Source organism: Candidatus Symbiopectobacterium sp. NZEC135 (assembly GCF_025962695.1).
Map to the genome: position 1 here is coordinate 1 of NZ_JAGFPF010000080.1, position 11,995 is coordinate 11,995.

Genomic DNA, 11,995 nt, shown 5'->3' on the forward strand with positions numbered 1-11,995 from the left:
GAAGGATAGATGGCTTTAAACAAGCTCTCCTTGGCTGAAAAACTCAACGTCAGCGCCTGGCAAAACGGCATATCTACCCCGTGTAGCCATTGACACTCCTCATCACCCACGATACCAGGCCAGAGTGAAGCAGCCCGATCGTCGCTCATCAGCGTTTCCACATCTACGCCCACACCGCTGAATACGTCGCTGCGACGGTGAATCGCGCACAGCACGCTGTCTTTATTGTGGCTCAAAGAGCCACAAAGATTTTCAGGCCATACCGGCGAGCGGTCCTGGCCGCTCAGCAAGGTAAACTGGTTTATACCGAGTTTTTCTAGCACATGACGTGCCAGATAACGCCCCGCGAGAAATTCAGCGCGGCGCTTAGGCACCGAGCGTGCCAGCTCCGCAGACAAGGGCACATCAACACGATGATAAAGCATATCGTGGTAAGCCTCTGGGTTGAAACGACAATAGGCGCAGAATCCAGGATACACAGCCTCGCTATTGGGCAAAGGCAGCGTCATCCATTCAATATTGCCGATAAACGCCGAGATGGTCATTAACGTACACTCTCCCCCTGCCACGGATCAGGTTTTAAAGCGCCAGAAAGAAACCAGCAATGGTTGCACTCATCAGGTTTGAAAGCGTTCCTGCCGCAACCGCTTTCAGCCCAAAACGCGCGATATCCTGACGACGGTTTGGTGCCATGCTGCCGAGCCCGCCAATCAAAATCGCAATCGATGACAGATTGGCAAAGCCACACAAGGCAAACGAAATAATGGCTTTCGATTGATCCGAGAGCACCTGTAATCCCAGGGCTGCCACGACATCATCCGCTTTGAGATGCTGACTAAAATTCAGATAGGCAACAAACTCATTGAGAATAAGTTTTTGGCCGATAAAGGCCCCCGCAACCGTCGATTCCTGCCACGGTATTCCGATCAGGAACGCCACTGGTGCGAACAACCAGCCCAAAATCAGTTCCATAGAGAGCTGTGGATAATCAAACCATCCGCCAATGCCCCCCAGAATGCCATTAAGCAGGGCAATCAGCGCCACAAACGCCAGCAGCATCGCGCCCACATTGAGCGCCAACTGCAACCCTGAAGCTGCGCCACTGGCCGCGGCATCAATCACGTTGGCCGGTTGGTCATCGGCGCTCACAAAACCGGAGTGGGTTTCATGATCGTGCGTTTTCTCGGTTTCCGGCACGATCAGCTTGGCAAACAGCAAGCCCCCCGGTGCGGCCATAAAGGAGGCGGCAATCAGATACTCCAACGGCACCCCCATCTGTGCATAGCCTGCCATAACAGCACCAGCAACGGATGCCAGACCACCGCACATCACAGCAAACAGCTCCGAACGCGTCATGGTGGCAATATAGGGACGCACCACCAGCGGTGCCTCCGTCTGCCCAACGAAAATATTAGCCGTCGCCGAGAGCGATTCGGTTCGTGATGTTTTTAGCAGCTTTTGCAACGCACCGCCTAGCAGGCGAATAACCCATTGCATCACGCCGATGTAATACAAAACGGCAATCAACGAGGAGAAAAAGACAATGATCGGCAGCACCCGCAGTGCAAATACAAAGCCACCGTTGCCAAACAACTCAAACATTTTATCAGAGGCCAGACCGCCAAAAATAAACGATACGCCTTCATTGCCGTAACCAATAACCAGGGCAACTCCTTCGGTCATCCCTGCCAGTACCCTGCGCCCAAGAGGCACATAAAGTACCAAGGCACCAATACCTATCTGGAGCAGAAAAGCGCCCAGCACCGTGCGCAAACGAATAGCCTTGCGGTTGCTGGAAAGTAAAACGGCGACCAGCACCAACACGGCCATGCCAATAAGACTCATAATGAGTTGCATAAGGAGTTCCCTTTTATGCGCTGTTGAAATCAAGAATAGACCATTCACCTCGGGTCAGACTGCCCGAGAAAACTCAAAGGCGGATTATAAGGCGGCCACTCGATAAATACGCATTTTTTGTCACATTTGAACACTTTCTGACACGCGTCTCCCTCTACATCTGGGATTTCTATCACGTTCTTTTTCCACACCTTATTGGGTATGCGCCCCGGGACGCTAGAGATATCGCTTTTTCTTATGCCAGCAAGGGAAAGCAATGTGTTAATAATATTGTTTGATGCGAGGGTATATCGTTCATTTTCAACATCAATGAGGATAATCGATGGCTTTAGCTGAACGGTATCAGGTACAACACGCAATTTTATGTTATAGGTGACAAATAAAAGGCAACACCATGAAAACAAAAACATTATCGCCAACCACCGCAGAAGAAAAGTCCTCTGACCTCGATAAGTTCGATTACGCCATCCTGCAACTGCTGCAAAAGGATGCGTCGCTCTCCAACGTGGCGTTGGCAGAAAAGGTCAACCTCAGTGCGCCAGCCTGCCTGAGGCGGGTAGAGCGTTTAAAGCAGGCTGGCTTAATAAAAGGCACGGTGGCCCTGCTCAACCCAGAAGCGTTGAATGCAGGCATGGTGGTGATAATCGGCGTGGTGTTGGACCGTTCTACGCCCCAGTCGTTTGCTGATTTCGAACTGGCGGCACAACACATCAGTGGGTGTATGGAATGCCATGTGGTGACGGGGGAGTTTGATTACATGATGATGCTCCGCACCAAAGATAATCAAAGTTTTAATAAGTTACATGCCGAGCAGTTGTTATTTCTTCCCGGAGTACGGCAGATACGTTCCTTTATGGGATTGCGCCAGGTGCTCTCAACCACGCAGCTACCTTTTTGATAACGCTGGCCCGGACGGGCCAGCTATTATTCAAACACCATCAGCCGTTACGGAAAATATAGCTGTAAGCGCTCAATGCCGGGGCTCCGCCCAGATGGGCATACAGCACTTTGGAACCTTTAGGAAACTCTCCGCGCCGTACCATGTCGATCATGCCGTGCATGGATTTACCTTCATAAACCGGGTCAGTCAATACCCCTTCAGTGCGGGCACACAGACGAATCGCCTCCAGCGTACCTTCATTCGGTAAGCCATACTCCGGTCCACCGTAGCGGGTATCCAGCACCACGTCTTCTTCAGTGATCTCGCGCCCCAGCTCCACCAGATTCGCCGTATTTTGCGCAATACGCAGGATCTGCGCCTTGGTTTGTTCCGGCTTGGCAGACGCATCGATGCCAATAACGCGGCGAGAGCGCCCATCGGCGGCAAAGCCCACCACCATCCCTGCCTGGGTGCTGCCGGTCACGGAGCAGACCACGATATAATCAAACGTAAAGCCCAGCTCTTTTTCCTGCTGGCGCACTTCTTCAGCAAAGCCAACGAAGCCTAATCCCCCCAAGGGATGCTCAGAGCAGCCAGCCGGGATCGGGAACGGTTTTCCACCATCTTGTGCCGCTTCTTCCATCGCTTGCTGCCAGCTTTGACGAATGCCGATGTCAAACCCAGCGGCATCAAGGCGTACATCCGCCCCCATAATACGCGAGAGTTCGATATTGCCGACCCGATCGTAGACCGCATCCGCATAATTCACCCAGTTCTCTTGAACCAGCACGCACTTCATGCCGAGGTGTGCCGCCACAGCAGCAACCTGACGCGTTTGGTTCGACTGAATACCGCCAATCGAGACCAGCGTGTCGCACCCTTGCTCCAGCGCTTCTGGGATCAGGTATTCCAGCTTGCGGGTTTTATTGCCGCCAAACGCCAGGCCGCTGTTGCAGTCTTCGCGCTTGGCATAAAGTTCGACATCACCGCCCAGATGTTCGCTCAATCGCTTCAACGGCGTGATGGGAGAGGGACCGAAGGTCAGCGGATAGCGGGGAAATTTCTCCAGATTCATCATCAAGCTCCAAAATAAAGTGGCATTAGGGAAACGGGAGATGGCTATTTCTTCGGAAATATCCTCACGCCGTAAAAACAGACTAACAAAATAATGATGAATTTAAATTGCGTTATTAATCCAATTTTTAACCATAAAAAACAACAAAAGACACAATTAAGAATAAAAAAAACAAAAAATATAAGAATAAAGAAATAAAATTAATGATCATTTTTAGTGTTCTGGCATGCCATAGCGCTGCCGCAATTGGCTGTCCATTTCCGTCAGCGTTTGCTTGAGAAACTGAAAAAAACGTGCCAGCAGCGCCGTTCGAGGACGCCCGATCTCGGTCTGAATTTGCAGCATACGTTGCCCCAACGGCTCTACGTTAACGCGGCGAATCTGAAGCTCATCGTTGAGCATGTGCCCCATCACCGAAAAATGGCTACAGATACCGATCGCGTCGCGATCGTTACGCACATAGCCGAATACCGCAGAAAATTGGTTGCTGGTAAACACCGGTTCGATGAACACGCTGTTCATTCGGCAGCACAGATCGAACAGTTGCCGGATGGTGGCGGTTTGATCCGGCAACACCAACGGATAGGCATTCAGATCGGACAAGACGAAATCGCGCGTCGCCAGCGGGTGCTCGCGATGCATAAATGCGGTAACCGGTGCGGGAAATGAGGCGATGACATCAACCCCCGGCTCAGCCGCCAGGCTAAACTTAATTGCCACATCCCCTTCACCGTGCCGCACCCACTCCGGCACCTGCTGGCCGCTGCCGACAATCAGGTGAAAATTGACTTCAGGGTGCAACTGGCGAAAACGTGCCAGCAACAGCGGCACCAGATTCAGCGCCAGGCCATCGGTACACACCACGCGAATCGGGGTTTGCTGCCGAGCTTTGAGGCCTTCCAGTTCAGCGATAGCCAGCTTCATATCCGCCATGCTGCGTCTGACATGGTTTGCCAGAATTTGTCCGGCATCATTGAGCACCATACCGCGCGCACTGCGCTCAAACAGCGGCATCCCCAGACGTTTTTCCAACCGTTGGATGTGGCGGCTAATCGCGGAAACCGCAACGAAAAGCTGCTGGCTGGCAGCGCTTAACGAACCGGTGCTCACCACGGCCATAAAGTAACGGATTTCGGTATTGTGCATGGCTTCCTCCTGCGCTGAAAAACGACAACGCGCGCACCGAAAAACCGGTACGCGCGAGTGTTGAGGCGAAAGATCCTGTTGGCGACAGGATCAAGCAACGATAGCAGTGGCTGCGTGCTGCTCTCGCTGGCGACACACCGCCGCCCCCTGCTCTGCCAGATCCCACAGCATACCGGCCATCAGTTGTAGCGCTTCCTGCGCGACCGATTGCAGCAAGTGCTCATTCGGCGCATGTTGGCTACAGGCCGGATAAGAATGCGGCACCCACAGCGTCGGCAGCCCCAAGGTTTCGGAAAAACAAGCATTTGGCAGACCACCGCCAAAATTGGGCAGGATGGCGGCTTTTTTTCCCGTCGTCCGGGCAATTGAGGCTTCGCCCCACGCTACCCAAGGATCGCTGGGATCGAGTCGCGTTGCGGTAAAGCAGTGATCGGGGGTGACGATCGTGACATCTTCAAACCCGTGTGCATCCAGATGCTCACGCAAATAACGTGGAAAATTATCCACATCGCTGCCGGGCACGTAGCGCATATGGCAGTGTGCCCGCGCCACTGGCGGGATCGCATGGGCCGGTTTATCGGGATTGCCGGTGGTAAAGGCCAGCACGTCAAAGGTATTCCAACTGTAGAGCTTCTCTGCCGCCGTCAGGCCCGGCTCGTTCCAGTCAGGATCGATGGCCGGATCGTTGGGACCCGTCCCCAAAGCGATATCGCTCAGCAAATAACGCACCTGCTCAGGCAACATCGCCGGGCGTAACCCTGGCACCAGAATACGTCCGCGCGCATCCACAATGCTGCTTAACGCATGGGCCAGACGAATACCGGGGTTTGCCAACAGCCCACCCCAGTTACCAGAGTGGTGCGCGCCTTCACGCAGCTTGACCTGAAGCTCAACGTTAAACACCCCGCGCGACCCCAGAAACAGCGTCGGGCGCTCGGCCACGACGCGGGGGCCGTCAGAAGCGATAAACAAATCCGCCGCCAACCAGTCACTGTAGCGTGCGCACAGCGCATCCAGCCCGGGGGAACCGGTTTCCTCTCCCATTTCCAAAATCAGCTTCAGGTTGTAGCCAAGTCGCCCTTGCTTCGCTTTTAGCACCAACATCAGGGCAGCCAGATTGATGGTATGCTGACCCTTGTTGTCTGCCGTACCGCGGCCATACCAACGATCGCCATCCGGCGTGACTTTCCAGGGATCGACCCCTTCCAGCCAGTTAGCTTCATCGCCCAGTACCACATCGCCATGGCCATACGTCAGTAACGTAAAGGGCGCTTCGGGTTCAATACGGCGCGCCAGCAGAAAAGGCCATTTCCCCGCCACCGGGTTATCCACAATGCGGCATTCAAAGCCTAATGCCTGAAGCGAGGGAACCATCTCTTCCGTCAGGTAGGCCATTATCTGGGGCGCTCGCTCTGCGACCAGACTTTCTGTTGGGTAGCTTACCCGCCGTGCCAGCGTTTCCAAAAACGCACCAGACGCCATATAGTCGCTCGCCGCTTGCATCAATTCTTCACGCGTCATCTGCCTGCATCCTTCTTCATTTTTGCCGTATTCGGGTCATAATCCACTGTAATGGGGGGAAATCTCGGGAATACCGAGCCCCGGCTCGGGCGTCAACACCGACGCAAGCAGTGCCTGGGTGTAGGGGTGCCTCGGCGTTTCGAAAATCTGCTCGCGCGTCCCCTGCTCGACAATGACGCCTTTGCGCATCACGGCGACGTGATCCACCAGATGCTCCACCACCGCCAGGTTATGGCTGATAAACAGGTACGTCAGACCGAGCTCCTGCTTGAGCGCCATCAGCAAATTAAGGATTTGCGCCTGAACCGACACATCCAACGCCGAGGTTGGCTCATCACAGATGAGAATTGCCGGGCGCATGATCAGCGCGCGAGCGATAGCGACGCGCTGGCGCTGACCGCCGGAAAGCTGGCCGGGATACTGCCCGTGGGTTCGGGTTGGCATCCCGACCCGATCCAACATCTCCTGCACTCGCTGTTTGCGGGTTTCCGGGGTGCCAATGTTGTGCAGGCGCAGCGCGACTTCAACGATATCGGCCACCGTGCGGCGTGGATTCAGCGAAGAGTAAGGGTCCTGAAAAATCGGCTGGATGCGGGTCGCCAGCGCTTTGCGATCCCCCGCATCGATTTCACGCCCTTCAATCAGGACGTTGCCCGAGGTCGGTGGCAATAACCCCAGCAGCATCTTCGCCAGCGTACTTTTACCGCAGCCGGATTCGCCCACCAGCCCAAGGGTTTCACCGCGCCGCACGCGTAAAGAGACGTTATTGACGGCGGTAAAGATACCGGGCCGGGCAAACATCCCGCGATTCAGGCGAAATTCGCGGCTCAGCGCACAAAGTTCTAACGCCAGATCGTCATTGCCGGGAATGTAGGGGGCAGGTTGTACTGCGCCAAACGCCGTTACCATTTCGCTCATGCCACATCCTCCCAGGCTTGTGCCTGCACACAGCGCACATGCTGCTGCGGCGTGACCGCAACATAAGGCGGGTTTTCACTGCAACAGGCCTGCGCGCTGGGGCAACGATTGCGGAACGCACACCCCTGCTGCGCGCCGATAAGACTCGGCACAACACCGGGGATCGCCTGTAACAACTGGCCGGGAACGGTTTTTCCTCGTACCGGGATGCATGACATCAACCCTTTGGTATAGGGATGTTGCGGCTGCTCAAACAGCGCTTTCACCGGTGCGGTCTCAACAATCTGGCCGGCATACATCACCGCCACGCGATCGGCGATGCGCGCTACCACGCCAAGATCGTGCGTGATAAAAATCACCGCGGTCCCCAGCTCCTGCTGCAATTCGCGCAGCATGCGCAGGATCTGCGCCTGAATGGTCACATCCAGCGCCGTGGTCGGCTCATCGGCGATGATCAGCTCCGGCTCACACATCAACGCCATGGCAATCATGATACGTTGACGCAATCCCCCCGACAGTTGATGCGGATACTGCCGCAGACGATCCCCTGCCTGAGGAATACCAACCCGTTCCATTAAATAGAGCGCACGCTCTCTTGCCTGGGTCGGCGTCACCTTACGGTGCGCATGCAACGTCTCGCACAGTTGTTCGCCCAGCGTGTAGGAGGGATTAAGCGAGGTCATCGGTTCCTGAAAGATCATGGCGATCTGATCGCCGCGGATCGCTGCCATCTGTTTATTGTTCAGCGTTTGCAGATCTTGCCCTTTAAAGCGCAGGTGCGTCGCACTGCGCACCGCCTTACGCGGCAGCAGCCCCATCAGGGCCAGCGACGTCATGGATTTACCGCACCCCGATTCACCCACCAGACACAGCATCTCGCCCTTACGCACCGAGAAATCAATACCGCGCACTGCGTGCAAGGTGCCCCGCGCCGTAGGTAGATCGACGCGCAGGTCTTTGACATCCAACAAGCTATCCTGACTCATGGCAACCTCCTCAGTTACGCCCGTCTACAGCGGTAATATCACGCAGGCCATCACCCACCAGGTTGATGCCGAGCACCACCACCGCCAGCACAATGCCGGGAATCAAAATCACCCAGGGCTGAAAGAACATGTAGGCTTTACCTTCTGCCACCATCAATCCCCAAGAGGGCATCGGCGGTTGTACTCCAAGCCCCAGGAAGGAGAGCGTGGCTTCCAACAAAATGGCATGGGCAATCTCGAGCGTGGCTACCACCGTCAGCGGCCCCAGCAAGTTGGGCAAAATTTCCCGCACCATGATGAAAGCAGACGATGCCCCCAGCGTTTTCGCCGCAGCGACAAACTCCTCTTCCCGCAGTTGGCGCGTGACAGAACGTGAAACGATCAAAAAGCGATCCCACAGCAGTAACCCGAGCAGCAGAATCACCACTTTTACCGAGCCCCCCACCAACGATGCCATCGCCAGCGCCACCAAAATCACCGGCATCGAGAGGCGTACCGTCAGCAGATAACTCACCATCGCGTCCACACGACCGCCAAAATAACCGGCAACCACACCCAGCGTGATGCCAATAACGCCCGCCAGTGCGGCGGCGGCTAACCCAATCAGTAGGGAGACCTGCGCACCAAACAGCAGGCGACTTAAGTAGTCGCGCCCCAGCTTATCGGTGCCGAGGATGTGCTCCCAACTGCCCTTCTCATACCAGACCGGCGGGATCAGACGTCGGCTGACATCCTGCGCATAAGGGTCGTGTGGGCTGATCCACGGTGCCAACAGCGCCAGCACCACCACAATGCCCAGAATCACCACGCCCAGCGTCATGCTGTGGTGGCCCAGGATGCGCCGCATAGCGCGTTGCCATGGGCCCGGTTGCGGTAATAACCCCGATTGTCCGGCTTCAGTTTGCGTTACTGTCACAGCGCCACCTCGCGAAAAAAGCCCTAGCCACAATGCAGATGTCTTTTCAGATGCTTTCATATTGCTTACCCCTAGCGCGCCCGTAAGCGCGGATCGAGTGCGGCATTGAGCACATCTGCCAAAAAGGTGAGAACGATATAGAACACCGCAATAATCAGTACGATGGCCTGCACCACCGGGAAGTCATTGCGGGAGATGGAGTCCCACGCCAATTGCCCTAACCCTTGCAATGCAAATACCGATTCAATCACCACCGAGCCGCCCAACATAAAGCCCAGTTCCACCATCGCCAGCGCGACGACGGGAATAATGGCGTTACGCAAGCCGTGTTTAACGATGACGTGAAAACTGCTCAGTCCCTTGGCGCGTGCGGTGCGGATATAGTCAGCGTTCAGCACGTCCAGCATGCCGGAGCGGGTAAGCCGCATTAGGGAGGGCATGGCGTAGTAGCCCAACGCAATGGCGGGCAGAACAAAGTGTTGCCAGGTGGTGTTGCCAGCGACCGGCAGCCACTTTAGCCCCACGGCAAAAACCAAGATCAGCAGCAGTGCAAACCAAAAATTGGGCATGGCCTGCCCGAGCACCGCCGTCATCACGGCACTGCGATCGACCCAGGAATCACGGAATACTGCGGCCAATACGCCGAGCGGGATCGCCACCAGCAGCGCCAGCAGCAAAGATACCGCCCCCAATTTCAAGGTGACTGGCATACGCTGCCCGACCAGTTCCATCACGGTGTGTTCAAAATAGAAAGAGCGTCCGAAATCAAGATGCAGCGCGGCCCAGAGCCAATGACCAAACTGCGTGGCAAGCGGCTGATCTAACCCATATCGGACACGAATCTGCGCAATCACCTCTGCCGTGGCTTCAGGCCCGGCAATCGCTGCGGCCAGATCGCCGGAAAGGTGCAACAGGGAGAAACTCACTAGCGCCACGGTAAACAACACCGCGAGCGCCACCAGCAGCCGATGAAAAACGTACTTCGCCATAATGCGGCTCCTTCTTGATCACAACGCGGGAGAAGCAGCGCTTCTCCCGTAGCAAGCATTACTTCCAACTGGACAGGGCAAAGCGCGGCAGTTCGTCCGGCCAATCCTGAAAATTCAGATCGGAGGTAAAGGCATAGTGGGTTGAGTAGGAGAACAACGGCGCAATATAGGCCTGAGACGAGATACGCCCCAACGCGGTGGCATACAGCGCAGCGCGATCCTGGGTATTGATGGTTTCATCGGCCTTCAGCAAGGTAGTGGTCACCTCGGGATCCTTCCAGATGTCATTACCCTTGCCGCCAAAGTACGGCGTGGTGAACGCAGTAGCGTCGTTAATCGAGAACGAGCCCCAGGTATTGAACGCGATTGGCGCTTTGCCGGAAATCAACGCGTCCGCCATCACCGGATACTGCACGTAATGCAGTCGCGCGCGGATGCCAACCTGACGCAGATAGCCGATAATCGCTTCTGCGTAATCGCGCTCACGGTAGGCCCAGATATCCGTATCAAACCCGTTGGGATAACCCGCTTCCGCCAACAGCTGTTTGGCTTTTTGTGGATCAAACGGGTAATTGATCACCTTGCTGGCATCACAGGCTACCTGCTCACGGAAGCAGGCGGTGTAAACTGGCTTACTGCCGCCTTTCACCAGATTGGTCACCATACTTTGGCGATCGATGGCGTAATTCACCGCCTGGCGCACGCGCACATCCTGAAAAGGCTTCCCTTCCGGCGAATCGCTGTGAATGCTCATCGCCACAAAGCCGACGCGCATGGTTTCACCGCTTTTCACCGCGAGGTTCGGCATGGAAGACAGCGCCTCAGTCTGGTCGGAAGGTACGCGCCAGATCCAATCCACCTGCCCGGTCATCAACTGCGCCAGACGGGTTTCCGGGTCACGGATCACCACGAAATTCAGTTTGCCGATCTTGGGCTGACCCAAGGGGCTCTCTTTGAAGTAATCGGGGTTTTTCTCCATGGTGACCCCCTGGCCGGGGATCACCTGCACCACCTTATACGGGCCGGTGCCGATCGGCGCACGGCTAAAACCCGCCAGCTTCACGCTCTGGAAATACTTCGCCGGAAAGATAGGTGTCGGGCCAGACAGGTACTCCAACGCCGCTGGGAAAGGCTTGGCTAAATGCAGGCGGACCGTGTAGTCATCCACCTTTTCGGTGCGCGCAATCCAGTTGACGCTTTGTGGCACCACCGAATCGGTATTCGGTCCGGCAATATGTTCGAAGGTATAGACGACGTCATCCGCAGAGAAATCATCGCCATTATGAAATTTGACCCCTTGGCGTAAATGCATCAGTAATGCAGTCGGCGATTCCCACTGCCAATCGGTAGCGAGTTCCGGTTTGTATTCACCGGTTTTTGGATCGCGGTAAACCAGGTTGCTCCACACCAGATGGGCTAAAATCACCCCTTCCCGCATGGTATTGTGATAGGGACTGACATTTTCTATCTCACTGTCAGAGGCATAGACCAACGTATCATTGGCTTTCCCGGCGTAACTTTGGGCAGCCATTCCCATCAGCACTGCCGTGAACACATATTGTTGTAGCCGTCTTGTAAGTAAACGCGTCATGTTACTCTCCACACCATGAATAAAAGGAGGAATACAAGGATCATCGTTCATCCTGGTTCAGGGTGTTTTTGCAAGAGTGACGCCAACCGGGTTACCAGCTTGTTACTGATTTAAGA

The 11,995-nt window shown here is 55.4% G+C and carries 11 protein-coding genes; 1 reads left to right on the forward strand and 10 read right to left on the reverse strand.

Going from position 1 to position 11,995, the window contains the following annotated elements; genetic code table 11:
- On the reverse strand, positions 1–545 hold a 545-nt coding region (locus J5224_RS21820; protein ID WP_264627353.1), incomplete at its 3' end, for a 4'-phosphopantetheinyl transferase family protein.
- Positions 546–579: 34 nt separating this feature from the next.
- Positions 580–1,857, reverse strand: a complete 1,278-nt coding sequence (locus J5224_RS21825; protein ID WP_264627354.1) for a NupC/NupG family nucleoside CNT transporter — start codon at positions 1,855–1,857, stop codon at positions 580–582.
- Between the two features lie 394 nt (positions 1,858–2,251).
- Between J5224_RS21825 and J5224_RS21830 the strand changes: the two genes are divergently transcribed.
- Complete coding sequence (locus J5224_RS21830; RefSeq protein WP_264627355.1) at positions 2,252–2,755, forward strand: Lrp/AsnC family transcriptional regulator; 504 nt, start codon at positions 2,252–2,254, stop codon at positions 2,753–2,755.
- 40 nt (positions 2,756–2,795) lie between these two features.
- On the opposite strand, the gene J5224_RS21835 is transcribed toward J5224_RS21830, so the two are convergent.
- From J5224_RS21835 to J5224_RS21870, 8 genes are all read right to left on the reverse strand, one after another.
- Positions 2,796–3,812: a 1-aminocyclopropane-1-carboxylate deaminase gene (locus J5224_RS21835; RefSeq protein ID WP_222160934.1), complete on the reverse strand. Its 1,017-nt coding sequence runs from the start codon at positions 3,810–3,812 to the stop codon at positions 2,796–2,798.
- A gap of 213 nt (positions 3,813–4,025) precedes the next feature.
- Entirely contained in the window at positions 4,026–4,958 is a 933-nt protein-coding gene (locus tag J5224_RS21840; RefSeq protein ID WP_264627356.1) for a LysR family transcriptional regulator, read from the reverse strand.
- 90 nt (positions 4,959–5,048) lie between these two features.
- Entirely contained in the window at positions 5,049–6,479 is a 1,431-nt protein-coding gene (locus J5224_RS21845) for a M20 family metallopeptidase (protein WP_264627357.1), read from the reverse strand.
- Positions 6,480–6,515: 36 nt separating this feature from the next.
- The gene (locus J5224_RS21850) at positions 6,516–7,388 is read right to left on the reverse strand and encodes an ATP-binding cassette domain-containing protein (protein WP_264627362.1); all 873 of its coding nucleotides are present in this window, start codon (positions 7,386–7,388) and stop codon (positions 6,516–6,518) included.
- A gap of 5 nt (positions 7,389–7,393) precedes the next feature.
- Complete coding sequence (locus tag J5224_RS21855) at positions 7,394–8,383, reverse strand: ABC transporter ATP-binding protein (protein WP_264627358.1); 990 nt, start codon at positions 8,381–8,383, stop codon at positions 7,394–7,396.
- A gap of 10 nt (positions 8,384–8,393) precedes the next feature.
- Complete coding sequence (locus J5224_RS21860) at positions 8,394–9,299, reverse strand: ABC transporter permease (protein WP_264627359.1); 906 nt, start codon at positions 9,297–9,299, stop codon at positions 8,394–8,396.
- A 71-nt stretch (positions 9,300–9,370) separates the two neighbouring features.
- Positions 9,371–10,288: an ABC transporter permease gene (locus J5224_RS21865; RefSeq protein ID WP_264627360.1), complete on the reverse strand. Its 918-nt coding sequence runs from the start codon at positions 10,286–10,288 to the stop codon at positions 9,371–9,373.
- A 58-nt stretch (positions 10,289–10,346) separates the two neighbouring features.
- A complete protein-coding gene (locus J5224_RS21870; protein WP_264627361.1) occupies positions 10,347–11,879 on the reverse strand; it encodes an ABC transporter substrate-binding protein in 1,533 nt (510 codons plus the stop codon).
- Positions 11,880–11,995: the final 116 nt, after the last annotated feature.

Excerpts from the sequence above, each read along its gene's own strand:
- J5224_RS21870 (WP_264627361.1), bottom strand. The coding sequence starts at position 11,879 with ATGACGCGTTTACTTACAAGACGGCTACAACAATATGTGTTCACGGCA.
- J5224_RS21855 (WP_264627358.1), bottom strand. The coding sequence starts at position 8,383 with ATGAGTCAGGATAGCTTGTTGGATGTCAAAGACCTGCGCGTCGATCTA.
- J5224_RS21835 (WP_222160934.1), bottom strand. The coding sequence starts at position 3,812 with ATGAATCTGGAGAAATTTCCCCGCTATCCGCTGACCTTCGGTCCCTCT.
- J5224_RS21840 (WP_264627356.1), bottom strand. The coding sequence starts at position 4,958 with ATGCACAATACCGAAATCCGTTACTTTATGGCCGTGGTGAGCACCGGT.
- J5224_RS21825 (WP_264627354.1), bottom strand. The coding sequence starts at position 1,857 with ATGCAACTCATTATGAGTCTTATTGGCATGGCCGTGTTGGTGCTGGTC.
- J5224_RS21845 (WP_264627357.1), bottom strand. The coding sequence starts at position 6,479 with ATGACGCGTGAAGAATTGATGCAAGCGGCGAGCGACTATATGGCGTCT.
- J5224_RS21865 (WP_264627360.1), bottom strand. The coding sequence starts at position 10,288 with ATGGCGAAGTACGTTTTTCATCGGCTGCTGGTGGCGCTCGCGGTGTTG.
- J5224_RS21850 (WP_264627362.1), bottom strand. The coding sequence starts at position 7,388 with ATGGTAACGGCGTTTGGCGCAGTACAACCTGCCCCCTACATTCCCGGC.
- J5224_RS21830 (WP_264627355.1), top strand. The coding sequence starts at position 2,252 with ATGAAAACAAAAACATTATCGCCAACCACCGCAGAAGAAAAGTCCTCT.